Origin of the sequence: Mycobacterium arosiense ATCC BAA-1401 = DSM 45069 (assembly GCF_002086125.1) — a bacterium.
Classification (GTDB): Bacteria; Actinomycetota; Actinomycetes; order Mycobacteriales; family Mycobacteriaceae; genus Mycobacterium; species Mycobacterium arosiense.
Map to the genome: position 1 here is coordinate 68,124 of NZ_MVHG01000016.1, position 25,771 is coordinate 93,894.

At 66.3% G+C, this 25,771-nt stretch carries 23 protein-coding genes and 4 pseudogenes; 21 read left to right on the forward strand and 6 right to left on the reverse strand.

Translation table 11 applies throughout. The features are described 5' to 3' along the window. Window positions 1-66 precede the first annotated feature (66 nt). The 6 genes and pseudogenes from BST14_RS09760 to BST14_RS09785 all read left to right on the forward strand — a co-directional run bounded on the left by BST14_RS09760 (window position 67) and on the right by BST14_RS09785 (window position 6,232). Window positions 67-1,062: a sigma-70 family RNA polymerase sigma factor gene (locus BST14_RS09760; RefSeq protein ID WP_083064308.1), complete on the forward strand. Its 996-nt coding sequence runs from the start codon at window positions 67-69 to the stop codon at window positions 1,060-1,062. Continuing rightward, a complete protein-coding gene (locus BST14_RS09765) occupies window positions 1,052-2,377 on the forward strand; it encodes an ABC transporter substrate-binding protein (protein ID WP_083064309.1) in 1,326 nt (441 codons plus the stop codon). The genes BST14_RS09760 and BST14_RS09765 overlap by 11 nt, the downstream gene beginning before the upstream one ends. A 60-nt stretch (window positions 2,378-2,437) precedes the next feature. Continuing rightward, window positions 2,438-3,342, forward strand: a pseudogene (locus tag BST14_RS09770) (carbohydrate ABC transporter permease); the annotation flags it as partial. Next, on the forward strand, window positions 3,329-4,171 hold the full coding sequence (locus BST14_RS09775; protein WP_083064310.1) for a carbohydrate ABC transporter permease: 843 nt from the start codon (window positions 3,329-3,331) through the stop codon (window positions 4,169-4,171). The pseudogene BST14_RS09770 and the gene BST14_RS09775, both read left to right, overlap by 14 nt. A gap of 2 nt (window positions 4,172-4,173) precedes the next feature. Then, window positions 4,174-5,244 (forward strand): ABC transporter ATP-binding protein, encoded by a 1,071-nt coding sequence (locus tag BST14_RS09780; protein ID WP_083064311.1) that lies wholly within the window; start codon window positions 4,174-4,176, stop codon window positions 5,242-5,244. Then, entirely contained in the window at window positions 5,225-6,232 is a 1,008-nt protein-coding gene (locus BST14_RS09785) for a patatin-like phospholipase family protein (RefSeq protein WP_142279337.1), read from the forward strand. Before BST14_RS09780 ends, BST14_RS09785 begins: the two co-directional genes overlap by 20 nt. A 22-nt stretch (window positions 6,233-6,254) precedes the next feature. Here the strand turns inward: BST14_RS09785 and BST14_RS09790 are convergent, their stop codons facing one another. Next, on the reverse strand, window positions 6,255-6,542 hold the full coding sequence (locus BST14_RS09790) for a DUF3349 domain-containing protein (protein ID WP_083064313.1): 288 nt from the start codon (window positions 6,540-6,542) through the stop codon (window positions 6,255-6,257). Window positions 6,543-6,760: 218 nt separating this feature from the next. Between BST14_RS09790 and BST14_RS09795 the strand changes: the two genes are divergently transcribed. The 11 genes from BST14_RS09795 to BST14_RS09845 all read left to right on the forward strand — a co-directional run bounded on the left by BST14_RS09795 (window position 6,761) and on the right by BST14_RS09845 (window position 16,903). Next, on the forward strand, window positions 6,761-7,591 hold the full coding sequence (locus BST14_RS09795) for a DUF3097 domain-containing protein (protein WP_083064314.1): 831 nt from the start codon (window positions 6,761-6,763) through the stop codon (window positions 7,589-7,591). A gap of 94 nt (window positions 7,592-7,685) precedes the next feature. Then, window positions 7,686-9,305 carry an iron uptake transporter permease EfeU gene (gene efeU, locus BST14_RS09800; RefSeq protein ID WP_083064315.1) on the forward strand — a complete coding sequence of 540 codons (1,620 nt, stop codon included), beginning with the start codon at window positions 7,686-7,688 and terminating at the stop codon, window positions 9,303-9,305. 37 nt (window positions 9,306-9,342) lie between these two features. Continuing rightward, window positions 9,343-10,518: an iron uptake system protein EfeO gene (gene efeO / locus BST14_RS09805; protein ID WP_211280688.1), complete on the forward strand. Its 1,176-nt coding sequence runs from the start codon at window positions 9,343-9,345 to the stop codon at window positions 10,516-10,518. A gap of 2 nt (window positions 10,519-10,520) precedes the next feature. After that, on the forward strand, window positions 10,521-11,837 hold the full coding sequence (gene efeB, locus BST14_RS09810; protein ID WP_083064316.1) for an iron uptake transporter deferrochelatase/peroxidase subunit: 1,317 nt from the start codon (window positions 10,521-10,523) through the stop codon (window positions 11,835-11,837). A 163-nt stretch (window positions 11,838-12,000) separates the two neighbouring features. Next, entirely contained in the window at window positions 12,001-12,525 is a 525-nt protein-coding gene (locus BST14_RS09815; protein WP_083064317.1) for an OsmC family protein, read from the forward strand. Window positions 12,526-12,548: 23 nt separating this feature from the next. After that, window positions 12,549-13,034, forward strand: a complete 486-nt coding sequence (gene cynS / locus BST14_RS09820) for a cyanase (protein WP_083064337.1) — start codon at window positions 12,549-12,551, stop codon at window positions 13,032-13,034. Continuing rightward, window positions 13,031-14,098 carry an acyl-CoA dehydrogenase family protein gene (locus tag BST14_RS09825; protein ID WP_083064318.1) on the forward strand — a complete coding sequence of 356 codons (1,068 nt, stop codon included), beginning with the start codon at window positions 13,031-13,033 and terminating at the stop codon, window positions 14,096-14,098. Before cynS ends, BST14_RS09825 begins: the two co-directional genes overlap by 4 nt. A gap of 10 nt (window positions 14,099-14,108) precedes the next feature. After that, window positions 14,109-14,735 carry an RNA polymerase sigma factor gene (locus BST14_RS09830; protein WP_083064319.1) on the forward strand — a complete coding sequence of 209 codons (627 nt, stop codon included), beginning with the start codon at window positions 14,109-14,111 and terminating at the stop codon, window positions 14,733-14,735. Then, the gene (locus BST14_RS09835; protein WP_083064320.1) at window positions 14,732-15,001 is read left to right on the forward strand and encodes a hypothetical protein; all 270 of its coding nucleotides are present in this window, start codon (window positions 14,732-14,734) and stop codon (window positions 14,999-15,001) included. Before BST14_RS09830 ends, BST14_RS09835 begins: the two co-directional genes overlap by 4 nt. Then, window positions 14,998-15,912, forward strand: coding sequence for a formate/nitrite transporter family protein (locus BST14_RS09840; protein WP_083064321.1), 915 nt, complete (start codon window positions 14,998-15,000; stop codon window positions 15,910-15,912). Before BST14_RS09835 ends, BST14_RS09840 begins: the two co-directional genes overlap by 4 nt. A 103-nt stretch (window positions 15,913-16,015) precedes the next feature. Next, a complete protein-coding gene (locus BST14_RS09845) occupies window positions 16,016-16,903 on the forward strand; it encodes a universal stress protein (protein ID WP_083064322.1) in 888 nt (295 codons plus the stop codon). A gap of 169 nt (window positions 16,904-17,072) precedes the next feature. Here the strand turns inward: BST14_RS09845 and BST14_RS09850 are convergent, their stop codons facing one another. After that, window positions 17,073-17,831 (reverse strand): pyridoxamine 5'-phosphate oxidase family protein, encoded by a 759-nt coding sequence (locus BST14_RS09850; RefSeq protein ID WP_245845353.1) that lies wholly within the window; start codon window positions 17,829-17,831, stop codon window positions 17,073-17,075. A gap of 93 nt (window positions 17,832-17,924) precedes the next feature. Continuing rightward, the gene (locus BST14_RS09855; RefSeq protein ID WP_083064323.1) at window positions 17,925-19,253 is read right to left on the reverse strand and encodes an acyltransferase family protein; all 1,329 of its coding nucleotides are present in this window, start codon (window positions 19,251-19,253) and stop codon (window positions 17,925-17,927) included. A gap of 67 nt (window positions 19,254-19,320) precedes the next feature. On the opposite strand from BST14_RS09855, the pseudogene BST14_RS09860 reads away from it, so the two are divergent. After that, window positions 19,321-20,291, forward strand: a pseudogene (locus BST14_RS09860) (aldo/keto reductase). Window positions 20,292-20,324: 33 nt separating this feature from the next. Here BST14_RS09860 and BST14_RS09865 read toward each other — a convergent pair. The 3 genes and pseudogenes from BST14_RS09865 to BST14_RS09875 all read right to left on the reverse strand — a co-directional run. Further along, entirely contained in the window at window positions 20,325-21,425 is a 1,101-nt protein-coding gene (locus tag BST14_RS09865) for an NAD-dependent epimerase/dehydratase family protein (protein WP_083064324.1), read from the reverse strand. A gap of 7 nt (window positions 21,426-21,432) precedes the next feature. Continuing rightward, entirely contained in the window at window positions 21,433-21,951 is a 519-nt protein-coding gene (locus tag BST14_RS09870) for a nuclear transport factor 2 family protein (protein ID WP_083064325.1), read from the reverse strand. A 65-nt stretch (window positions 21,952-22,016) separates the two neighbouring features. Beyond that, window positions 22,017-22,808 (reverse strand): annotated as a pseudogene (locus BST14_RS09875) (acyl-CoA thioesterase); the annotation flags it as partial. Between the two features lie 130 nt (window positions 22,809-22,938). Between BST14_RS09875 and BST14_RS09880 the strand changes: the two are divergent. The 3 genes and pseudogenes from BST14_RS09880 to BST14_RS09890 all read left to right on the forward strand — a co-directional run bounded on the left by BST14_RS09880 (window position 22,939) and on the right by BST14_RS09890 (window position 25,502). Further along, window positions 22,939-23,311: pseudogene (locus tag BST14_RS09880) on the forward strand (DUF1801 domain-containing protein). Window positions 23,312-23,391: 80 nt separating this feature from the next. Beyond that, window positions 23,392-24,618, forward strand: a complete 1,227-nt coding sequence (locus BST14_RS09885) for an acyl-CoA dehydrogenase family protein (RefSeq protein ID WP_083064326.1) — start codon at window positions 23,392-23,394, stop codon at window positions 24,616-24,618. 14 nt (window positions 24,619-24,632) lie between these two features. Next, window positions 24,633-25,502, forward strand: a complete 870-nt coding sequence (locus BST14_RS09890; protein WP_083064327.1) for a hypothetical protein — start codon at window positions 24,633-24,635, stop codon at window positions 25,500-25,502. Window positions 25,503-25,771: the final 269 nt, after the last annotated feature.

Genomic DNA, 25,771 nt, shown 5'->3' on the forward strand with positions numbered 1-25,771 from the left:
TTCGCCAGTGGAAGTCCGTTGGATGCGGTCAACTTCTTGACGGCTTTCGCGCGGAAAAGGTGACCCATGAGCGCAACAAAGGATCAGGCGGATCTGGCGCGGCGTTTCGACGCCGATCGGCGTCACCTGAGGTCGGTCGCGTTCCAGCTACTGGGTTCGGTGCACGACGCCGACGACGCGGTGCAGGCGGCGTGGCTGAAGGCCAGCCGCGCTGACTTCGGCGATGTCGACAACCTCACCGGCTGGTTCACCACGATTACCGCACGTGAGGCGTTCGACCAGCTTCGGCTGCGCAAGCGCCGCGCCGAGCAACCGCTGGCCGAAACCGAGGAGCTGGACCGGCTGGTGCGGGCGGCGTCGGCGCCGGCCGACGAGGATGCGCTGCTGGCGGAGTCGGTGAGCAGCGCCCTGCTCGTCGTGCTCGACCGGCTCTCCCCGGCGCAGCGCGTGGCGTTCGTGCTGCACGACGTCTTCGCCGTGCCCTTCGAGCAGATCGCCGCGGTGATGAATCGCTCGCCGGAGGCCGCGAAGAAGCTGGCCAGCAGGGCCCGCGGGCGATTACACACCGACCCGGCCGCCGGGCCCCGCCGCACAGTTGACCACCTCAAGGTGGTCGAGGCGTTTCTGGCGGCCTCGCGCGGCGGCGACATCGCCGGCCTGCTCGAGCTGCTGGCTCCAGATGTGGTCCGCACGGTCGATCCGGCCCTGGTCCCGGCCGACGTGCCAACCACGGTGCGCGGGGCCGAGGAGGTCGCCGGGGAGACTCGGCGGTTCGCTGCGCGGGCGCGCGCCGGTGTTGTCATGCTCATCGACGGGGCACCGGGCATCGTTTTGGCGGCCCGTGGTCGCGTTCAGGCCCTGCTGGTGATCGGCATCGGCGCCGACGATCGCATCCACACGATCGACATCACCGGCAATGCCGAGCGGATCCGCCGCGCGGCGCTGACCCTGTCCCGCTGGCCGATCCAGGAACATCACAACCTCATCGGGTACCAAGGACGTCAGACACAGTTGGCCGCAAAACCGGCCGCGGGGCAAGACCGGGAGGGCCATGCTCGATAAGCCGTTCGGACGGCGCGACCTGCTGCGGGGCGCCGGCGCGCTTTCCGCGGCAGCGCTGGCGCCGTGGTCGGCCGGGTGCGCTCCGGAGGACGACGCGCTCACCTTCTTCTTCGCGGCCAATCCCGACGAGCGCGACGCGCGGATGCGCATCGTCGACGAGTTCACGCGCCGGCACCCCGATATCAAAGTGCGTCCCGTGCAATCCGGACCCGGTGTCATGCAACAGCTTTCGACGTTTTGTGTCGGCGGCAGATGCCCCGACGTGCTGATGACCTGGGAGCTGTCCTACGCCGAACTCGCCGACCGCGGTGTGCTGCTGGACATGAACACGCTGCTGGCGCGCGACAAGTCGTTTGCCGCCCAGCTCAAGGCGGACAGCATCCCGGCGCTGTACGAGACCTTCACATTCAACGGCAAGCAGTACGCACTTCCCGAACAATGGTCGGGCAACTACCTGTTCTACAACAAACGGCTGTTCGCCGAGGCCGGGGTGCCGGCGCCCCCCAAGACGTGGGAACAGCCTTGGGATTTCACCGAGTTCCTGGACACGACGCGCGCCCTGACCAAGCGTGACGCATCCGGGCGGGCCGCCCAGTACGGGTTCGTCAACACCTGGGGCTCCTACTACTCGGCCGGACTGTTCGCGATGAACAACGGTGTCGCGTGGTCGGACCCGCGGCTGAACCCGACCCACTTCAACTTCGACAAGGCGGCCTTTCACGAAGCGGTGCAGTTCTACGCCGATCTGGCCAACAAATACCGGGTGGCGCCCAACGCATCGGAGACGCAGTCGATGTCGACGCCCAACTTGTTCGCGGTGGGCCGGGCGGCGATCGCGCTCGGCGGCCACTGGCGCTACCAGACCTACATCCGCGCCGAGGACCTGGATTTCGACGTCGCTCCGCTGCCGGTCGGCCCGGCGTTGGGAAAGGGGCATGCGGCATGTTCCGATATCGGCGCCACCGGGTTGGCCATCTCGGCGAGCAGCCCGCGCAAGGAGCAGGCGTGGGAGTTCGTGAAGTTCGCGACCGGGCCCATCGGCCAGGCGCTGATCGGCGAATCCTGTCTGTTCGTCCCCGTGCTGCGTTCGGCGCTGCGATCGGAGGGATTCGCCAAGGCTCATCGACGCCTGGGCAACCTCCGCGTGCTCACCGAAGGGCCGGCGTTTTCGCTGGGCCTGCCCATCACGCCGGATTGGGAGAAAATCAACGCCTTGATGGACCGCAACTTTGGTCCCGTGCTGCGAGGCCGCGAGCCGGCGACGTCATTGAGCGGATTGTCCCGCTCCGTCGACGAAGTGCTGCGCAGCCCGTGACCGCGATGGACGCGACCGGCGCGGCGGCCCCGGCGGGCAGGGCGATGCCGAAGCTACCGGACAACCCGAGCCCGTGGCGCCGACACGCGTGGGCGGGCCGGTTGTTCGTCGCACCCAACATGGTGGCGGTCGCGGTATTCATGCTGTTCCCGCTGGGCTTCTCGCTCTACATGAGCGTGCAGCGGTGGGACGTGTTCACCCCGCCGAAGTTCGTGGGCCTGAAGAACTTCGCCGACCTGTTCACCTCGGATCCGCTCTTTTTGATCGCGATCCGCAACACGGTGATCTTCACCGTCGGAACGGTCGTGCCGACCGTCCTGATCAGTTTGGCCGTCGCCGGGGTACTGAACCAGAAGGTCCGCGGCATCAGCGTCTTCCGGACGATTGTCTTTCTGCCATTGGCGATCTCGTCGGTCGTGATGGCGGTGGTATGGCAATTCGTGTTTAACACCGACAACGGCTTGCTCAACATCATGCTCGGCTGGGTCGGACTCGGGCCGGTCCCGTGGTTGGTCGAGCCGCGCTGGGCCATGGTCTCGCTGTGCATCGTCAGCGTCTGGCGCAGCGTGCCGTTCGCCGCCGTTGTCTTGCTGGCCGCGATGCAAGGCGTTCCGGGTACGGTGTATGAGGCGGCCAAGGTCGACGGCGCCAGTGAGATAAGGCAATTCGTCTCCATCACCGTTCCGTTGATCCGGGGGTCGATATCGTTCGTCATGATCATCTCGGTCATCCACGCCTTCCAGGCCTTCGACATGGTCTACGTGCTCACCGGCCCCAGTGGCGGGCCGGAATCGGGGACCTACGTCCTGGGCATCATGCTGTTCCAGCATGCGTTCTCGTTCCTCGAATTCGGATATGCCTCCGCGCTCGCGTGGGTGATGTTCGCGGTCTTGCTGGTGCTGACCGTCGTGCAGTTGCGAGTCAGCCATCGACGATCTTTGGAGAACTCGCGTGGGCTTAAGTGAGGGTGTCATCAAGCGCACCGTCCTGCGGGGCACCGCAGTCTATGGTGCGCTGCTCGCCGTCGCCTGGTGCGCGCTGTTCCCGATCGCGTGGGCGGTGTCGGGTTCGCTGAAAACCGAAGGCGAGGTCAGCGAACCCACGCTGTTGCCGACGCACCCGCGATGGTCCAACTACACCGAGGTCTTCGCGCTGATGCCGTTCGGTCGGATGTTTTTCAACACAGTGCTGTACGCCGGCTGCGTCACCGCCGGCCATGTCTTCTTCTGCTCGCTGGCCGGATATGCTTTCGCGCGACTGGATTTCCGTGGCCGCGACGCGCTGTTCGTCGTGTACCTCGGAACCTTGATGGTGCCCCTGACGGTCACCGTGATCCCGCAGTTCCTGGTGATGCGGACCCTGGGCTGGGTCGACACCCCATGGGCGATGATCGTGCCGGGGTTCTTCGGCAGCGCGTTCGGCACCTACCTGATGCGGCAGTTCTTCCGCACCCTGCCCACCGATCTCGAGGAGGCCGCGATACTCGACGGTTGTTCACCGTGGCAGGTCTATTGGCGAATCCTGCTGCCCCACGCGAGGCCGGCCGTGATGGTGCTCGCGGTGCTCACCTGGGTCAACGTCTGGAACGATTTCTTGTGGCCGCTGCTGATGATTCAGCGCAACAGCCTGGCCACCCTGACCCTGGGCCTGGTCCGGATGAAGGGCGAATATGTCGCCCGATGGCCGGTTTTGATGGCAACCTCGATGCTCATCATGCTGCCCCTGGTCATCATCTACGCGATGGCGCAACGCTCGTTCGTTCGCGGGATCGCGGTCACCGGGATGGGCGGTTAGCAATGGCTTCGGTGACTTTCGAGCAGGCAACCCGTCGTTATCCTGGCGCGGACCGCCCCGCCCTGGACAACCTGGACCTTGATGTCGGCGATGGTGAATTCGTCGTTCTGGTGGGACCGTCGGGGTGTGGCAAGACCACCTCGCTGCGGATGGTGGCCGGGCTGGAGGCCGTGGATTCCGGGCGCATCCGGATCGGCGAGCGCGACGTCACCAACGTCGATCCCAAGGAGCGCGACGTCGCGATGGTCTTCCAGAACTATGCGCTCTACCCGCACATGACCGTGGCCCAAAACATGGGATTCGCCATGAAGATCGCCAAGACGCCGAAGGCCCAGATACGGGAGCGGGTGCTGGACGCGGCGAAATTGCTTGACCTGCAACCCTACCTGGACCGCAAGCCGAAAGACCTGTCCGGCGGACAACGCCAACGCGTGGCGATGGGGCGGGCGATCGTGCGCCGGCCGCACGTGTTCCTGATGGACGAGCCGCTGTCGAACCTCGACGCCAAACTGCGGGTGCAGACGCGTAACCAGATCGCCGCGTTGCAGCGGCGACTGGGCACCACCACCGTCTACGTCACCCACGACCAGGTCGAGGCCATGACCATGGGCGACCGCGTCGCCGTCCTGCGCGACGGCGTGCTGCAGCAGTTCGCACCGCCGCGCGAACTCTACCGAAACCCGGACAACGTCTTCGTGGCGGGCTTCATCGGATCCCCGGCGATGAACCTGTTCACCCTCCCCATCGTGGATTCGGCGGTTTCGCTGGGTGATTGGCCCATAACACTGCCCCGCGAGGCTGCCGGCGTCGCGGGTGAGGTCGTGGTGGGGGTCCGTCCCGAACATTTCGAGCTGGGTGGCCTCGGTGTCGAGATGGAGGTGGACGTGGTGGAGGAGTTGGGAGCGGACGCCTACCTGTATGGGCGAATCACGGGTTCCGGCAGCGTGATCGATGCGCCCATCGTGGCGCGGGCCGACGGGCGAAACCCCCCGCAGAAGGGCAGCAGGGTGCGCCTGCACCCGGTACCCGGGCACCTGCACTTCTTCGGCGTGGATGGCCGCCGAATTTGCTGATCCGTCCAGACAGGGGGTTGCAGTGAACGCAAACCGTGCCGACTTGGTGTGCGAGGGCGGTGGCGTCCGGGGTATCGGACTGGTCGGCGCGGTGGATGCGCTCGCCCAGGCCGGCTACCGATTTCCGCGCGTCGCGGGAAGCAGTGCGGGTGCGATCGTCGCCTCGCTGGTCGCCGCCCTGCAGGTGGCCGGCGAGCCGTTGAGCCGGCTGGCCGATGTGATGCGCGCCATCGACTACCGGAAGTTCCTTGACCGCAATTGGCTTGGTCGGATACCGCTGATCGGCGGCGGACTGTCGTTGTTGACGTCGGACGGTGTGTATCGCGGGGCTTATCTCGAACAGTTGCTTTCCGGATTGCTGCGCGATCTGGGCGTGCGGACCTTCGGCGATCTGCGCACGGGCGAAGAGCCCACACAGTTCGCGTGGTCGCTCGTCGTGACGGCCAGCGACCTGTCGCGACGCCGGCTGGTCCGGATCCCTTGGGATCTCGGCTCGTATGACATCGACCCCGACGACTTCCCGGTGGCTCGCGCGGTGCACGCATCGTCGGCCATTCCGTATGTGTTCGAGCCCGTTCGGGTCGGCGGCGCGACGTGGGTGGACGGCGGATTGTTGTCGGACTTTCCGGTCGAGTTATTCGACCGGCCCGACGCGCAATCACGATGGCCCACCTTCGGGATTCGGCTGTCGGCGCGTCCTGGCATCCCGCCCACCCATCCGGTGCATGGGCCGGTGTCGTTGGGACTTGCGGCGATCGAGACCCTGGTGAGCAATCAAGACAACGCCTACATCGACGACCCGTGCACCGTCCGGCGCACCATTTTTGTGCCCGCCGACGAGGTCAGCCCGATCGACTTCGACATCACCCCCGCGCAACGCGAAGCCCTCTACGACCGAGGATTGCAAGCGGGCCAACAGTTCCTGCAGAGCTGGAACTACGCCGACTATCTGAAGGCCTGCGGCGCCCCGGTGCGCAAATCACCGTGACGGCATCGATGGTTGGGTGCGCTTATCCGCGTGGGCAGCGGAGCGCATGAACGCGACGCTGCACACGCGAGACGTCGTCGGGGGAGGGCAGCTGGTCGGTGATCCGGGTGACCTGTACGCCGATATCGACCGAACTGATCGGCCAAAGCCTACGCGCGATGAGTTCCGTTGCGATGGCGGTGATGTCGTCGTCGCAGAGCCGTCGACGCGTCAACGCCCCCTCCGGCACGTAGCCGGTGACCGGCATGCCGGAGGGGTAGCCGGCGCGCACGAAAGCCACAATGCTTGTCACCCAGTGCGACAGGTCCATGCGTCCACCTCGCTAACCGCCGCACATTGCGTAAGCGGCAGTGCTTACCATAGCTGGCAACGTACCATCACCAACGCCATCTGCTGAGTAACGCCACACAGTTAAATGCGTTCTTTTCGGGCCGGCGATGCGGTGCCCGGCGGTGGCCCCGGTGACGATTCGCCGGCCATGGCGTGCCGTAACGGCGTTTGGCCGCAAGGCTTTCTAATATTGCCGGCGTGGTGGATCGCTATGGAACCGACGTACTGGCCGCGGGACGACGCAAGCCCCGCTCGACGGAGCATCCGGCCGAACTGGGGCTGGTGGTCGAGGACGTGCAAACCGGATATGTCGGCGCGGTGGTGCGCGTCGAATACGGTCGGGTGGACCTGGAAGACCGGCACGGTCATGTACGCGGATTTCCTTTGGGCCCAGGCTATTTGCTGGAGGGCAGGCCCGTCATCCTTACCGCGCCGCGCCGGCCCGCGCCGACCGCCGCGAACAGGACCGCGTCCGGTTCGGTCGCCGTATCGGGTGTTCGCGCTCGCGTCGCCCGTGCCAGCCGGATCTACGTCGAGGGTCGCCACGACGCCGAGCTCATCGCCCAGGTGTGGGGTGAGGACCTGCGGATCGAAGGTGTCGTCGTCGAGCAGCTCGGCGGCGTCGACGATTTGGTGGACATCGTCGCCGAGTTCGCGCCGGGCCCCGGGCGCCGCCTCGGTGTGCTCGTCGACCACCTCGTCACCGGTTCCAAGGAGGCTCGGATCGCCGACGCGGTGCGGCGCGGCCCGGGTGGCGCCGACACCCTGGTCGTCGGCCATCCCTACGTCGACATTTGGCAGGCCGTCAAGCCGCAGCGGCTGGGCCTTGGCGCCTGGCCGACGGTGCCTCGGCAGGTGGAATGGAAACATGGGGCCTGCCAGGCGCTCGGTCTGCCGCACGGCGATCAGGCGGACATTGCCAGGGCCTGGCGCCACATCCGCTCCCGGGTGCGCGACTGGAACGATCTGGAACCCGCACTGATCAGCCGCGTCGAAGAACTCATCGACTTCGTGACTGCGTCGGCTTGATGACCCGGCAGGCGACGGAACGGGGCGAATAGCCGTCGCTTGGTTAGGCTACGCTAAGCCGAAAGTCCCGAGCGGCGGGACAGAAACTGGGCGTATGCAGGGCGTATTCGGCGTATTCGGCGTATTCATCGGCACGCTTCTCATCGGTCTTCGTGAAGGCCTGGAGGCGTCGCTCATCGTGAGCATCGTCGGTGCGTTCCTCAAGCGGAACGGCCAGACGGTCCGCCCGATGTTTGTCGGTGTCGGCTTGGCGGTGCTGCTCAGCGTCGGCGTCGGCGTGGGCCTCGACCTGTTCGCCGCCAGCCTGCCGCAGGCCCAGCAAGAGATGATGGAGACCATCATCAACGCCATCGCGGTGGTGTTCGTGACGTCGATGATCATCTGGATGAACGGCAACGCCGCGCAGCTCAAGGGGGAACTCGAGCGCGAGGCCCGCCAGGCCGTCAACCGCGGCGGTGCGTTCGCGCTCGCGGCCATGGCGTTCCTCGCCGTACTCAAGGAGGGCTTCGAGACGTCGGTGTTCCTGCTGGCGGCCGCCGAGACCTCACACGGCAACCGGTGGTTCGCCGTGTGTGGCGGCGCCGTCGGCATCGCGACGGCGGTCGGGCTCGGGGTGGGTTTGTACTACGGCGGCCTGCGGATCAACCTCGGCCGGTTCTTCCGGGTCACCGGGGTGTTCCTGGTGCTGATCGCGGCCGGGCTGGTGCTGGGTGCGCTGCGCACCGCGCACGAGGCGGGGTGGGTGAGCATCGGCCAGCAGCAGGTGCTCGATCTGTCCGGCTGGATATCCGCCAATTCGGTGCTGGGCGCCGTGACGACCGGGGTGTTCGGCATCCCTGCCGATCCTCGGCTCATCGAGGTGCTCGGCTGGCTGCTGTACGCCGTGCCGGTGCTGGTCATCTTCCTGTGGCCCGCCCGGCTTGCCGCCGCGCCGCGAGCCCGTGGCCGGCTGCTGGCGGCGACGTCGGTGGTGCTGACCATCATCGGGGCGGGGCTGGCGATCATGACGCCCGCCGCCAACCCCTCGCCGAGCCTGCGGGCGCGCACCGTCACCGACCGCTCGGGCCACACCGCCGTGGTGTCGATGGTCACCGGGCCGCACGGGCGCGAGCTGACCGTCGCCCCCCAAGGCGGCTCGACCGTCCACCACATCGTGCTTGTCCCGGCCGGCGACCAAACGGTGGACGGCGTGCCCGTGCAGGTATGGCAGGCTTCCGAGGCGGCCGGGGCCGATGGCGCGCCGGAGGTCTCGCTGAATCAGTTGCTGAGCATGACGGGGGGCCGGCTGCCGGTCGGTCTCGCGGCAAGCCGCACGCCGGGCCCGTTTCAGGGTCAATGGTCGACCACCACCGAGTACACCGTGTTCGCCCGGGGTGATTCCGTGGTGAGCGCGCACGCGACGAGCAACCGCACCGCGATCTTGACCGGCGGTGGGCTGGTGGGGGCCAAGACCGTCAGTCTCGGTGGGCTGGCGACGGACTGGTCCACCTCCGGTGCCGAAGACCACTCGACTGCGGCCGAGATCGTCGCCGGCGACCGCAATCGCGGGGAGCGGCAGCTTTGGAATGTCTGGCTGCCGTTGGTAAGTGCGGGGTTTGCGTTGGCTTGCGCGCTGTCAGCGATAGCCTCGGTGCGCGTGGACCGCGGGCATACCGATGAGAGGAAATCCATTGATGGTGAATCGCATCGCCTTGGCAGCGTGCCGGTCTCGTGAATTCTTGCTGACTGTAACGATTCTTGCCGCGACGACGGTGTCTTCCGCGACCGCATGCAGCCACTCGGGTGACACCGCGACCCATGCTCAGCAGCCCAAGCCGGGCGCTACCAATGCGGTGAAGGTCACCATGGCCAACGACGGCGGCAAAGACGGCTGCGCCCTGGACACCACCAGCGTGCCCGCCGGGCCGGTGACCTTCACGGTCGCCAACACCAATGCGCCGGGCATCAACGAGGTCGAATTGCTCAGGGATCAGCGGATTGTCGGGGAGAAAGAGAACCTCGCGCCGGGCCTGGACCCGGTTTCGTTCACGGTTTCGCTGGACGGCGGCGCCTACCAGCTCTACTGTCCAGGCGCCAGTACCGAATACCAGACCCTGACGGTGACCGGCAACGCGCCCGCGACACCTACGGGCACCGTGGCGAGCATCCTCGGTCAGGGCACCAAGGACTACGCCGCCTACATCGTCAACCAGATCGGTCTGCTCAATGACGGCGTGAAGGCACTCGACGCCGCCGTGCAGTCGGCCAACGTCGAGGCCGCAAAGGCGGCCTACGCCAAAGCCCGGCTGTTCTGGGAGCGTTCGGAGTCCACCGTGGAGGGCTTCGTACTGCCGGGGTTCGCGGTCGGTGACAATGCCGGCAGCCTGGACTACCTGATCGACATGCGTGAGTCCACACCGGTCGATGCGAAAGTTGGCTGGAAGGGTTTCCACGCCATCGAGCGCGATCTGTGGCAGGGCGGCGCGATCACTCCCGGGACGAAGGCGCTCAGCACCGAAATGGTGGGCAACGTCGGCAAATTGAACGGCATCGTCGCGACCCTGCAGTACAAGCCCGAGGACCTGGCCAACGGCGCCAGCGACCTGATCGAAGAGATTCAGAACACCAAGATCACCGGTGAAGAAGAGGCTTTCAGTCACATTGACCTGGTGGACTTTTCGGGCAATGTCGAAGGTGCGCAGCAGGCGTACGCCGCACTGCGGCCGGGCCTGGGGAAGATCGATGCCAATCTGGTCGGCCAGATTGATCAGCAGTTCCAAAGCGTGCTGGCGACCCTGGACGGGTATCGCGACCCGGCCGCGCTCGGCGGCTACCAGACCTACACCGCCGCGCTGAAGGCCAGCGACGCGCCGAAGCTGACCGCGGTGATCCAGCCGCTGCACCAGAGCCTGTCCACCGTCGCCCAAAAAGTCGTTACGGCCGGCTGATCATGACCGACGACATCACCCCACCCTCCGACGGCGCCACGAATGACACTGGGGCGCCGGCGGACTCCGCCACCGTATCGCGCCGGCGCGCGCTCGGCGGCGCGATGCTGGCCGGGCTCGGCGGTGCCGCCATCGGTGCCATGGGGGGCGGCTTCGCCGGTCATGCCATGGCGGCCGGACAACGTGGTGACGACGACGACACCGTCGATCTGCGCCGCAGCTATCCCTTCTATGGTCAACCCCACCAGGGCGGAATCGACACGCCCCCACAGCGTTACGCCATGTTCATGTCGTTTTCGCTGGCCGATGGCGCGGGCCGGACTGACCTGCGGACCCTCTTGGCGCGCTGGTCGGCCGCGGCCGCGATTTTGCAGCAGGGTAAGCCGGTCGGGACGGTGCAGCCCGGTGTCGAGGTGCAGCCCCCCGTCGACACAGGGGAGGCCTACGGGCTGAGCCCCGCCAGCCTCACCGTCACGATCGGGCTGGGCCCGTCGCTGTTCGGCGATCGGTTCGGACTGGCCGCCCGGCGGCCCGCCGTGTTCACCGACCTGCCGCCCCTGAACGGTGACAACCTGGATCCGCGCCTGCATGGCGGCGACCTGTCCGTGCAGGCGTGCGCCGACGATCCCCAGGTCTGCTACCACGCGGTGCGCAACCTGGCCCGCCTAGGCCGCAACATCGTCTCGCCGTTCTGGGCGGTGCTCGGGTTCGGCCGAGCCTCCGCCGGACCCGGCCAGCACACGCCACGAAACCTGTTGGGGTTCAAGGACGGAACCCGCAACATCGCCACCGACGCCGAATACGCCAAGTTTGTCTGGGTCACCAACAGTGACCAGCCCTGGATGAACGGCGGGACCTACCAAGTCGTCCGCAAGATCCGGATGTTGATGGAGACGTGGGATGTCGATCGGATCGGCAATCAGCAGCGGATCTTTGGGCGCACCAAAGAGGAGGGGGCGCCGCTGAGCGGTAAGCACGAATTCGATACCCCCGACTTCGCCGCGAAGGGCGCCGACGGCAACCCGCTCATCGATCCGATGTCTCACGTCGGCCTGGCCGCGCGGGAAAACAATGACGGCATCATGATCCGCCGACGGTCCTACAATTACACCGACGGCCTGGACGCCAACGGCCAACTCAACGCCGGTCTGCTTTTCGTCTCGTATCAAAAAGATCCCCAAGATTTTATTCGTCTGCAGAACCGCTTAGGTGCCCACGACCTGCTCAACGAGTACATTCGCCACATCGGGTCAGCAATCTTCGCGGTGCCGCCGGCCCCGGCTGAAGGCCATTACATCGCGCAAAACCTCCTCAGCTGAGCAAATCTCGTCGCTCGGCAGCGGCCCGGCCGTGGCGCCACGTTTCACACTCGTGACGTTTCGTGTCGGGCCGGTAAAACAACCGCAAGCGCCGTCACGCATCGGCGCCCGGTGCGCACTGACTCCGTGAACCCGCACAATCAGCGAGAAACGGAGACATCACATGACCGACGCGCTCGTCATTGACGCCGAAGGCCTGGACCGGCTGTCGTGTAACGCCAAGTCCAACCCCGAGACAGGCAGGAAGACGCTCAAAGCCAAGACGGTGTGCGAAGAAGGTTTCCGCAACATGACCTACGTCCGGGACCTGGCGCCGATGCTGGTGGGCGAGCCGCCCGCGCTGCTGGGCGACGACTCGGCGCCCAATCCCTCGGAGACTGCGTTGGCCGCGCTGGGTTCGTGCGTGTCGGTGGGCCTGTTGGCCAACGCGACGCATCGCGGCGTGACGCTGACCAAGATCGAGGTCGAGATGGAAGGTGACATCGACATCTCCGCGGTGTGGGGCGTGGGGGACACCCCGGAGGGCAAGTACCTGGGGTTCAGCGCTGTCCGCTGCACGGTGAGCCTGGCCGGTGACGCCGACGAAGCCACGCTGAAGGAGATCCACGACAACGCCATCGCCTGGTCGCCTGTGGTGAACACGTTTCGCAACCCGGTAACCGTCGACTCGACCCTGATCACCGAATAAGCATCGTGGCGCAAAACCGAACCGTGTCAGAAATAGTGACCAAAGACAAGCTCGGCGAGGCGATCAGGCTGGCCCGCATTCAGCGCGGGCTCAGCTGGGCGAAGATCGCGGAATCGATTGGTAAGGACCCGGTCTGGACCGTCGCGGCGCTGCTCGGGCAGCATCCGCTCGAAGTCGGCGACGCCGCAACGGTGGCCTCTCTCCTCGGCCTCGATGATGAGGCTGCAGCAGTTCTGCAAACGATGCCATATCGGGGATCCGATGCGACCATTGCGAAAGACCCAACGATCTACCGGTTCCACGAGGCCCTGGCGGTCTACGGCCCGGCGATCAAAGAACTCATTCACGAGGAATTCGGCGACGGCATCATGAGTGCGATCAATTTTCAGCTAAGCGTGCGGCGCCGCCCGCACCCGGACGGCGACAGGGTGGTCGTCACGTTCGACGGCAAGTTCCTCGACTACGCGTGGCAACATTCCGCCCGCCAGCCTCAGGAGACAGCGAAATGACAGCGACCATGGATTCGGCGGCCGACCGGTTGGATGTCGAGCTGTTGGAGGACGTTCGGGGTCACGCCGCGGCGTTGGACCGCGGCGAGGGCCCCTCCCGTCGCAGCTTCGCGGCCTTGGGGGAGGCGGGCCTGCTGGGCATTGGCGCCCCGGGCAATGTCGACGGTCGGCTCCCAGTGATGGCCGAGGTGATCCGATCGATTTCCGGAGCCTGCATGAGCACGGGGTTCTCGTTGTGGGCGCATCGCATGACGGTCGAGTACCTGCTAACCGCCGCAACAGAATTCAGCGGCGCGGCAGCCGAGCCGCTTCTTGCCGGAACGGTGCTGGGCGTCACCGGCATGGCCGCGGCATTCAAGGAGGCGGCGGGCTGCGGGAGCGTGGAGTTGACGGCCACATCCGTGGCCGGCGGCTACCGGGTGTCCGGTCCGATCAGATGGGCTAGCAACCTGTATCCCGATTCCACGATGGTGACCGCGGTGCGCACCGATGCCGGCGAGAAGCTCATCGTCGCGCTGCCGCTGGACACGCCCGGGGTGGGCGTGGGTGAGCATTTCGATCTGCTGGCCATGGGCAGCACCGCCTCGTCCTACCTGAACCTGGGCGATGCATACATTCCCGCCGGGCAGGTGTTGTCGCGCGACTTCGAGGGCTTTCTGCAGTCCGTGCGCCCGACTTTCCTTGTCCTGCAGTCGGCCATGTGCCTGGGGCTGACCCGGACGGCGCTGGACCAGGCCCGCCTGGGGCTCGGTGGCGTCAACGCCGTGTTCAGCGACGACGTCGACCGCGTCGCGGACAAGCTGGTTGCCGCCGAGGCCGAACTTGTGAACCTGGCCACGGCCGTCGGAGGGGCCGCTGCGCCCACCAAGAAGGACTTGCTGTCGTTGCGCCTCGCGGCAGCCGAATTATCCAGCACCAGCGCCGATTTAGAGCTGCGCACTGCCGGCGGGAAAGGGTATGCGAGCCGAACAGCGGCGAGCCGCCGCTATCGCGAGGCGGCGTTCATTCCCGTCCAGTCGCCGTCCGAAGGGCAGCTGCGCTGGGAGCTGGCCAGATGCGCCTGAGCGCGAGTCGATGGTGACTCCGGTGGCGGTGCCGCCGGAGGGCACCGAATCCGAATGCGTGGTTGGCGGGGTTCCGCTGGCCAGCTTGGTGCGCGACTTTCATCGGCCGATGGTGAATTTCGCTCGCACCATGGTGGATTCGGCAACGGTCGCCGAAGAAGCCGTGCAGGAGGCCTGGGTGCAGGTGCTGCAGTCGTCGGGCTCGTTCCAGGGGCGTTCCTCGGTGAGCACCTGGTTGTTCGGCATCGTCAAACACACCGCCTCCCGGCACCGGCGAAGGGAATCGCGGATCCGCCGCCACGAGGTGCTGGCGGCGGATGGCGAAGCCGACGACCCGCTGTCGGGTCGCATGCACCCCGCCGGTCACCCCGACGCCGGCCATTGGCGCCTGCCGCCGTCGCGTCGCTTTCTCCCCGAAGACCAGACCGTCGAACGCGAACTGCTCGGCCACGTGCGGTCGGCACTGGATGCGTTGCCCGAACGACAACGGCAATTGGTCATCTTGCGCGACATCGTCGGAACATCGGCCGACGAGGCGGCCGAGCTTCTCGAACTGTCCGCCGCGGCGCAACGGGCACTGCTCTACCGCGCCCGCGGAAATCTACGAACCGAATTAGAAAAGCGGTATCAACGATGACCGTTCATGACAATGCCGTCCCCGCCATCGATTGCGTGGACTTCGTCCGCCTGGTCGACGACCTCGTCGACTCCGACCCGCAGCAGTGGGGACCGATCGTGGCCAAGCACCTCGACGAATGCCCGCCGTGTCTGGTCTACCTGCAACAGATGCTCGACCTCAAGATCCTGCTCAGCCACGTCTTCGACGGCGAGCGGCTCAGCGAGGACCACATTGCCGGTGTCATCAACGCGATCAACACCTTCAGGAGAGGCCAAACCCGATGACGATCAACGCGCAGACGCCGCAGCTTCGAGGCGATGCCGTGGTAGCGGACAACGTGACCGTGTTGCCCTCTGGCGTCCGGGCCGGCGGCGTGCCGGAGGATCCGTTCGAGCCACTGTCGGTGGGCGCCATGGTGGACCGGGTGGCGGCCATGGCAGTGGAAAAAGCGGCGCACCCCTGGGCGTTTTTGATGCGCTCCGTGGTAGGCGGTGTGATGGTGGCCTTCGGGGCGCTGCTGGCCCTGGTGGTGAGCACCGGCGTCAAAACACCCGGTGTGGCAAGCCTTTTAATGGGGCTGGCCTTCGGCATGTCCTTCGTCCTCATCCTGGTGTCGGGCATGTCGCTGATCACCGCGGACATGGCCGCGGGCTTTCTCGCCGTGCTCAAGCGCGCGCTGAGCGTACGCGGGTACGTCGTGTTGGTGGCCGTCGGACTCATCGGCAACATCGCCGGCGCGCTGGTGTTCGTCACGGTGTGCGCCGCGGCGGGCGGGCCTTACCTCGGCGCGTTTGCCGAGCGGGCGGCCACCGTCGGCACGCTGAAGGCCGGCCAGCCCTTCTGGACGGCACTGCTGCTCGCCGTGGTGTGCACGTGGTTCCTGCAGACCTCGATGTGCATGTTCTTCAAGGCCCGCAGCGACGTAGCACGGATGGCTTTCGCGTTCTATGGGCCGTTCGCGTTCGTCATCGGCGGCACCCAACACGTGATCGCCAACGTCGGATTCTTGGGTCTTCCCCTGTTGCTCAACCTCTTTCACCCGGGCGCGCCGCGCGGCGTGATCGGCTGGGGCTTGGGTCAGCACGGGCTGTTGACCAACATCGGCATCACCACCGTGGGCAACCTCATCGGCGGCACGGTATTCGTGGCGTTGCCGTTCTGGATCATCGCGCAACTGCAGCAGCGCCAGGTCTAAGATCGGCGGTCAGGAGACCTCCGGCCCAATGGTTGAGGACTAAAGCCTCACGATCGCCAGCCCCTCCTCGGATAGCGTCGTTCACGTTGGAGGGAGAACCCAAGTGTCCGCATCCGTAAAGGAACTCGGCGTCGTTGTCGCGGTCGACGGTTCGCGGGCATCGACCGCCGCCGCGGGGTGGGCGGCCCAAGAGGCGGCGATGAGACACATCCCGCTGACCGTCGTGCACGCGGTGTCGACTCCCACCGCGGCATATCCGCCGGTGCCGTACCCCGAGTCCCTCGTCACGAGCCTGGAAGACGAAGGCAAAAAGGCGATCATGCACGCGATCGAAGTCGCCGAAGACGCGATGCCGGCCGATCGCGCGGTGCAGATCGGCAGGAAGCTGGTGTATGCGGCCCCGGCGCCGGCCCTGTTGAAGATGTCTGATGCGGCGGAGATGGTCGTCATGGGCAGCTCCGGCCGCGGCCTCCTGGCCCGGGGTCTGTTGGGGTCGGTGAGTTCGACCGTGGTGCGGCACGCGAATTGTCCGGTCGCGGTCGTGAGGGATGAAGAACTGCCGGATCCGCGAAGTGCCCCCGTCCTTTTGGGCACCGACGGCTCACCAGCTTCCGAACTCGCGACGGAAATCGCGTTCGACGAGGCGTCCCGTCGTGGCGTGGATCTGATCGCTTTTCACGCATGGAGCGACGCCGCGGTGGTCGAAGTCTTCGAAATCGATTGGCCGGCGGTCGAAGGCGAGGCGGAACGTAGCCTCGCCGAGAGCCTGGCGGGCTGGCAGGAACGCTATCCCGACGTCACCGTTCATCGGCTCATCGCACAGGACCGAGCGGCCCGGCACCTCATCGACAAGTCACAAACCGCGCAGCTCGTGGTCGTCGGCAGCCACGGTCGGGGCAGTCTGAGCAGGATGCTGTTGGGTTCGGTGAGCAACGCGGTCCTGCACTCGGTGCGGGTACCTGTTATCGTCGCTCGACCGCGCTCCGCATAACGCTTCACCGCTCGCGCAGGACCGGCACACCCGTCGCCATAGTCCCGCGGTGGACCGCAGCGATCTTCCATGCCAGGTTGCCCGCGTGCCTTATTTGTGCATGGTCGAACCGGGTAGCGTTGCAACGGTGCCGACCGAGAATGCGACATTTCGTCCGACGGCGCCATCGTCACCGGGGCGCGCCGGGAACGGTCCACCGCACGTGGGCGGTCCCAGTGACGTGCAAAGTGGCGCCGGTATCGAAATCAAGGAACAGTAGCGCGGCTTCGTCGTCGACGGCCAGATTGCCATAGCTGTTGAACATATTGTTGCCGGCAAAGTCCGGCCACCACAGCCGGTTCGGTGAGTCGACTCGGACAAATCCGGGCGGTCCGCCTCGATGCGACGCATCGCTACCGCGGGTGGGATGGGTTGTGCCCAGGAAGAACGTGTCGGACGTCGCAATCATCGCTTGATCGGCGGGGTCGAGAAGCGTTGCGCGTCGCGGGTGTATCGAACGAGATGCAGCGAGGCCGGCGACATCGACCGCGCGGCGGTGAATGTACTTGGGGCAATTGCCGTACGACTGGTCGACGCGGACGGTCATGCTCGCGCGGTCGGCACCGACAAGTTCGCCGTTTATCCGCAGCCTGCGGCGGGTGGCGAAGTCGATGGCGATCAGCCCGACCTGCTGACCGGCCCGGATCTGGTGCAGCGGATCCCCATCACGGGGAGCGGCCGACACGCGCAAGATACCTTTTTGCCCGTAAAGAAAACCCGGTGGCGCGGCCAATGGCGAGACCCAGAGGACGCCGTGGTGATCGCGTCCGGTCAGGGCGGCGAACCGCTGTGACGCGAGAAAGCGTGCGGCACCCTGGGACAGGCCCGACGAGTCGAGCATGCCCTCGAGCCGCCCGGCCTCGGCTTCGACACCCGCTCGGCGCTGCATCGCGAGTTCTCCCTCGTGGAATCCCGGCGCGGCCATACTCGTCGTAACAACGTCACCGACGCGAAGCTTCCGCGCGGTACGGGCGAGTTTCGGTCAGGCCTTTCGGTCACGCTCCGCCGCCTGCGCCTCGGGTGCGGACCGGGCCGCGGGTCGAAACGACGCCAGCAGCGCTCCGGCGGCGAAGATGGCCGCGGTCAGCCACGGGAAGCGCCCGTCGGGGGCAAAGCCCGCGGCGGCAATAAGGGACAGGGCGTAGGCCGCCATGGCGGCACCGCCCAGCATCACCGGTTCGGTCCAGCGTTCGGTCAGCGGTACGCCGAGTAGCGGTAGGGGAGTGGCGAAAAGTCTTCGCGCCCCCCACAACAGCATCATCTCGGCCGCCGTCACGACGCTCAAGACGACCACCCATTCCAGCCGAGCCAGCCACCACTGCGCGCTACCCTCGGGCGGCTGCGGCAAGAGTCCGGCCGGATAGCCGACGATCGCCACGATGACGACCGGGACCATGTGCCACAGGTAAAGCGCCATGATGTTGTTGTTGGCGACGGACAGCGCGCGCTCGACACGCATGGCGCGCAGCGCACGGTTCAGCGCGGGCGTCAGCGCCATCGCAATCCCGGTTTGGGCGCAACCGAACGCCAACAGCGCCACGGTCGGGGGCGTCGTGTTGTCGATGGTCTGCCCCGGGACACCGATCATGCTGATTGGATAAACCTTCAGCCACACCAGCAACGCCAGGGCCACCGACGAGACGCCGGCCAGCAGCCAGGGCCTGCGATTGGCCAATGACCCGCCGTGCCAAGCGATCCCAAGCTGATACAGGGTGCCCCAGCCCAACAGATAGTTCGCCCAGTTCAGACAGTGGACATGACCGGCGAGTCGCGCGACATCCACCGCCGCGACCGCCAGGGCGAGAGCGGCCGGTATCAACAGTCCCCAACGCCGTTGTCCGACAATGGCAATCGGCGTCAGGGACACGAGCACCAGATACACGGCCAGAAACCACAGGTGCATCGCCACCGCCCAACCGGCGTACTCGAGCACCGAGCCCGCCACGCCGCAGGCGCCCAGGACAACCACCACCCCCGACACCAGCGCGATGTACACCGCGGTTGGCCCGAGGACTCGCGCCAGCCGGTGCTGTATCCAGGTCCGACGCGAAAGTCCCTCAGCGTCGTGCCGGTGCGTCCAGGACACGGCGCCGGCGTAACCGGCAACCAGGAAGAATGCCGGGACGGCCTGAAAGGGCCAGGTCAGCCATTGGGTCCAGGGCAGGTCGACGAGCGGGTTCTGCCGGCCGAACTGGCCGTCGTGGTAGGTGACCGACCCGGCGAGCCAGTGTCCCAGCACGATGAGCACCACGCCGGACACGCGGAAGTAGTCGACCGCCAGATTGCGTTCAGGAATGCTTGCGCGGTTCATCGGATCGGGAGAAGCTCGACGCGGTGCACAGCGCCACGGTACCGTCCGGACCAACCAGGAGATAGCCATGAAGCAGGCACAACTCGGCGAACTGCAGGTCGGTCGCCTCGGGCTTGGTGCGATGGGCATGTCGGTGGCATATGCGGTCGGAGGATTCGACGATGCGGAATCGATCCGCACTGTCCATCGCGCCATCGACCTGGGCGTGACGCTGATCGACACAGCCGAGGTATACGGTCCCTATGTCAACGAGGAACTGCTGGCCCGCGCGCTGCAGGGCCGGCGCGATCAGGTAGTTCTGGCAACCAAATTCGGTCTGATCTCGCACGCCGGTCGCGACGGCCTGGACAGCAGCCCCGCCAATATCCGTGTCGCCGTAGATGGTTCGCTGCAGCGGTTGGCGACCGACCGAATCGACCTGTACTACCAGCACCGCCTCGACCGCCAGACCCCGATTGAAGAGACCGTCGGCGCGCTGGGCGAGCTGGTCGCCGCCGGGAAGGTCCGGCACATCGGCCTGTCGGAAGTCGGTGTGGATACCATTCGCCGCGCCCACGCTGTGCACCCGATCACGGCAGTGCAATCGGAGTACTCGCTGTGGACACGCGACCAAGAAGACGAGATCCTGCCGGTGCTGCGCGAGTTGGGCATCGGGTTCGTCGCCTACTCGCCGCTGGGCCGTGGCTTCCTCACGGGCGCAATCCGTTCCACGCACGAGCTGCCCGAAACCGACTACCGCAAGACCAACCCGCGGTTCTTCGACGAAAACTTCCAACACAACTTGCGGTGCGCGGACGAGGTGCGCGATATCAGCGCGGACGTCGGCGCCACGCCGGCGCAGGTCGCATTGGCCTGGCTGCTGGCGAAGGCCGTGACATCGTGCCCATTCCGGGCACCAAACGCGTTAGGCGCCTGGAAGAAAACGTCGGGGCCGACGCGATAGAACTGTCCGCCGATCAACTGGCCAGACTCGATCGGCTCACCCCGCCCGTGGGAGGCCATCACGCCGAGGCGCAAATGGCATGGATCGATCGCTAGCTGCGCCTAAGGCCGCCGCCGGTTGGCGTCGAGCTAGTCGATGCTGGCCAATGCCGCTGTGCCGTAGGCCTTTTCGATCAACGCCCACGGGTCGGCGTAGGTGCCGCGTCCCTCCAGCCGGCGCTGCACAATCAAAGCGGCCCGCAGCACCGGGCGTAGCACCGGGCCGAGCAGTCGCAGCACGATCCGCAGGCGGCCCTGCGATTCGGCCATCCACGCCAGTGTCTGGCTCCGGTCGTGCTCTTGGAAGTCCAGCAGCGCTTGCGCTTCGGTGGTGTCGTACCAGCCGGTGAAACTCCAGCCGCGGTCGTCGGCCGGGTCGCCGGGTAGGCCGGCCGAGGGGCCGAGCGGACCCAGGCCGGCGGCGCTCATCAGGTCGTCCTGCAGGCCGTGCTGCAGCAGCACATACGTGTCGTGGCCGCCGATGAGCAGGATTTTGCCGGAAATGGAGTCCTCGCGGTCGACGCCGTTGGCGAAGGCCAACGCCACGTCACGCGCATCCACCGCGTGAATTCGGTTGTCGCTGGGCATCGAACGCATCAGCGTGAGGTAGTCACCGTTGATGCCGGCCTGCGTGTCGGGTGAGATGACGCCGGCGAGCCGGTAAAGCGCGTAGGGCAGGCCGCTGTCACGGATGGCCGCCTCGGCGAGGACTTTGTCCTGCCCGTATCGGTCGATGGGGTTCACAGGCGTGTCCGGCGTGATCCGCTCGGGCTGACGGTAGGGGTTGCGAGATCCATAAACCGCGGCGCTGGACGCCATGAGAAACAGTGGCGGGCGGGGGAGCGCGGCGCAGGCGGCCAAGAGGTTCTCGGTGCCACCGACATTGACCCGCCGGGCCAGCGCGGGGTTGCGGTAGGACGGTGGGGACACGATGGCGGCCAGGTGAACGATGGCGCCAGGCTCATGAGTGGCGATGAGAACGTTGACCGCCTCGGCATCCAGTAGGTCGGTGTATGCAGGAATCAACGTTCCCGGGTGCGCGCCGGCCGCGAGTTCTTTTTCGACGGCGTGTGTGTTGTCGTTGCGCAGATCCATCCCGATGACGGTTCTGCCGCGTTCCAGCAGGATTTGCGTGCAACGCTTGCCGACTTGCCCGAAGGCGCCGGTGACCAAAACGGTGTCGACCGTCATGGGCGCGTCACCGATCCATCAGCCGTCCGGCGACCTTGCCGATCGCCGTGCGGAGTCGGGGAGAGACGTAGATCGAGAAGAACGGCGTCACGATGTCCTCGCGGAGTCGAGTTAGTTTGGAGCTTTTGATAAGCCATTGACCGGCGATGTTCTGATAGGTTTCGTGGTAGTGGCCGTAGCCGACCAAGGTTACCCCCGGGCCGAATCGGACGACGTCTTGCAGCGCCCAGCTTCCACGCGCGGTCGTCGCCGAGGTGAGTTCGATCTCTGGGGTGTGCACCTGGTGAGCCGTGGGCTGGGTCGGACGGCCGAGGGCCCGCCGCGTGAACGCCACGAACTCGTCGGCGCCGGCGATCACCTTGCCACCGGCTTCGGAGGTGTCGCTGACGAAGTCGTCGGCGAAAATCGTGCGCCACGCCGCCCAGTCCTTGGTGTCCAGGTGGCGGCAATAGCGCGCCTTGAGCTGCTTGATCGACTCGATCGCCGGCAGCGTCTCGGCGACCAGGCCCTCCGCGCGCTCTGTCATTGCCGCTCGATCCCTTCCGCAAGTGCCGACGCGTGACGTTTCACTGGCGAAGTGTAAACCCGGCAGCCCTTGAAGTAGACGATCTGATGGGTGGTCGCCAGCAGCCCGCCCTCCCGGGTCCACACCTTCGCGCTCTGGTCGAAATAACCGCGCGAAAACCGGTTGGCGTGAGCGGTGGCCAGCACGAAGTCGCCCTCGACGGCGTCGAGTTGAGGCCCATCGACGTGGAATACGTGGTCAACGAGATGGTCTCGGACGGAATGAACCCGCCGCGGCGCAAGAACACCCGCGGATAGAGGATGTCGCACACCGCAGCCAGCGCCGGGTAGTCGACCGGGCGTCCCGCGCCGTCGCGCACCCACAGCGTGGAGGTCGACGACGGGCTGGGGTCCCCGCCTTTGCCGGGCATCGCCCCTTCGACGTAGCGCATGTCGTAGAGGGCGGTCCATCGGACGAGGCCCGGATCGACGGCGGGCAGCTGTTCGGGCGGCGGCGCGCTGGGCGGGTCGCTTTCGGTGTCGGCCCAACTGTCTCGCCGGATCGCGAAGATCGCGGTCGCCGTCGTCTTGACCGCGCCGTCCTGGCTCAGCTCGACGATCCAGTGCCGATTGGTGCGGTTGGTCCGCGGTGCCCGCAGCGTGAGGTCGCCGTCGGCGATGGGCGCGGCGTAATTGACGGTCAGGGCCAGCGGTTCCCCGATGCGGTCGGGGTGCGTTTCGACCGCGCGGAGCATGGCGGCGGCCGTGATCCCGCCGAACGGCTATGTTGGCCCACCCCGGGTGCGTGCGGCCGCGCCTGAGGTCGACCCCGGTTTAATCGAGCTGGAGGGCTTCGTCGAAGATGTGTGTGTCGGTCATAGTGATCGACCGCAGATTACTGGCGGACCAAACGGGTGCTGGCTACGGGGCCTTCGCGTGTGGTCCGCGGCGACCACCATGGGTTGATGTACGGTCCTGCGGGCGACAACCTCACCGAAAGCGAGCGCTGATGGCGAACAACGCAGCCAAGTCACCCGCCGAACTGATCGACGCCAGGATCAAGGAATCGGGGGATTGGCGCGGCGAGATGCTTTCTCGCATCAGGACACTGATCGAGAAGGCGACCCCGAGGTGGTCGAAGAGTGGAAGTGGCGGGGCGTTCCGACCTGGTCACGACAGGATGATCTGCACCGGTGAGACGTACAAGAACGTCGTGAAGATGACCTTCCAAGGGCGCGTCGCTGCAGGATCCCGCGGGTTTGTTCAACTCCAGCCTGGACGGAAACACCAGACGCGCGATCGATTTCCACGAGGGCGACGAGATCGATGAGAAGGCGCTGACGGCGCTCATTCGCGCGGCGGTGAAGTTGAACGGCTCGTAAGGCGCTGACCTGTACACCCGCAAGGCGGTGCTGTACAGTCGCCCAGCACAAGGTCGAAGCTCGAATGAGAGGCCATCGGGGTGACGTCCGAATCGGTCGAGGAATTTCGTAGTCGGGCCAGGGCCTGGCTGGCCGCGAACATGCCCCGGCTCAATCCGGCCAAGGCGGCGCTGCTGGAGCGAGATCAGCTGCCCTCGTGGCACCGGGCTCGAGAACTGCAAAAGCTGCTGTGGGACGGTGGATTCGCCGGGGTCTGCTTCCCCCGCGAATATGGCGGGCTCGGGCTGAGCTACGAGTACAAGAAGGCATTCGACGCCGAGTCCCAGGCCTACGAGACTCCGCTTTTGCTCAACGTCCCGTCCTTCGCCATCTGCTGCGCAACGATTCTCGACATGGGCAGCGAGCAGCAGAAGCGCCAGCACATTTCGGCCGCGCTGCGTGGCGACGAGGTGCTGGTGCAGCTGCTGTCCGAGCCCAACGGGGGATCCGACCTGGCGGGCGTCATCACCCGCGCCGAGCGTCGCGCCGGACGGTGGATCATCAACGGCGCCAAGACCTGGAGTACGTGGGCCTTCGCCGCGGACTATGGCCTGTGCCTGGCACGGACCAACTGGGATGTCCCCAAGCACGACGGGCTGACGATGTTCCTCGTGCCGCTGCGGCATCCCGGAGTCACCATCAACCGCATCCAGCAGGTCAACGGGTCCATCGAATTCTGCGAGGAGTTCTTCGACGACGTCGACGTGGGCGACGACGCTGTCGTCGGGGAACCGGGCAGAGGGTGGGAGGTCGCGTCCCGGCAGCTGTACCACGAACGGCGCACGATGGGCGACGGCTCGGAGTACACCAGTGGGCCGGGAATTGCTGAGGCCCACGACGTCTCCGTCGACCTGGTGTCCCTGATCGAAAAGACGAACCGGGCCGGCGATCAACGACTTCGGGAGATGGTTGGCCGGGCGTTGGTGCATCGCGCCGTGCACGGACAGCTCAGCGAGCATGTCTTTCACGCGGTGGCCCGCGGGTCGCTGCCGCCGGCCGCGGGATCGATCATCCGGCTCGACATGGCCGAAGTGCACGACGTCGAGACCGATACCGCCTTGGCCATGGCGGGCCCGGCGGCGGTGGTCGACGACGGGGGGCTGCTCGACATCGGGACGCGCTATCTGGGCCGTCAGACCGCCAGCATCGGCGGCGGTACCACCGAGATGGCGCGCAACGTGATCGGCGAGCGGGTGCTGAACTTTCCGCGTGAGCGCGCCGACGACCGCGGCGTGCCGTTCAACCAGGTGCGACGCGGCAAACGCTAAGGAGGCGAAGGGATTTGAGCGGTCAACTTCGTGACATCCGAGAGTTGATGGGTGATTCCGACGCCTACCGCGAGGAGCTTTACCGGCGTTGGACGGGCCTGCTGAGCTACCGTTACATCGGTCGCAAACACTCGTCGATGAATCTGGGCGAGACCGATGACACCGTCGGAATCCGCCGCGACATGCGCAACGAAGCGGGCGGAATCATGGTGGCGCCGTTGGCCATTTCCTCCCCGGAGGGATGCCAGACCGACATGGTCGCGGTGCCCAATCCCGTCATCGCGTCCGTACAGATCGTCGACCCCGGATACGACGTCACCAGGATCGAAATCGTCGGGTCCGGCATCGTGCACCAGGGCCGCACCATGGGCTACGGCCGGTGCACGATCGTCGATGCCGACAACCCCGGGCGGGTCATCGCCTTCAACGAGGGGCAGGGAGCGATCATCGGCATCCCGCCGGAAGGCCTGGACCGGATGGATGTTTCGGGTACCGAGCTGATGGTCGAGGACTCTCCCGACCTGCCGCCGCTGTGGCAGGCCTTCGGTGCCAGCCGGCGCGACAACGGCCACTGGATACTGCCCGAGCTGAGCACCGAACTCGCGTCGCCGGACGCCGCGCTGCACATCGGGCCCCAGCACGTCGTTCTCGAGACCGCGGCGATCGACCTCGCCGCGGAGGTGGCGGGGACGAGAAAGCTGCAGGTGGTCAGCTGGCACGTGATGTTCATGTCCCGCGGCAAGGTGGGGCCCTTCCGGGTCGAGGGCACCGCCCACCCGGGCGGGCCCGGGCGCGTCGGCGTGCGCATGTTGCTGCACGACGAGGGCAACGCCGACAAGGCGGTCACCTCCGCCGCGGCGGTATTCGACATCGTGAATTCCTGACTATTCCGCCGCTGCTCACCAGCGCCGGCTTTCAGTATCCGATCTCGTCGCAGATCCGCGGGGTGATGATCAGCGCGCCGCGAGGAGTGCAGAAGGGTCGGGGCCCCGGGGGCCGGCGATGGCGGATGGTTTTCCGGTGTGGAATTGATGGGGCGTCACGTAGGTTCCCATTTGAGACGGCGGCGGCCGTGGTGAACCGCCCCGGGATGTCTGGAGACTCCACTTCTTGGGAAGGTTGGAGTCATGTCAGGTGGTTCGTCGAGGAGGTA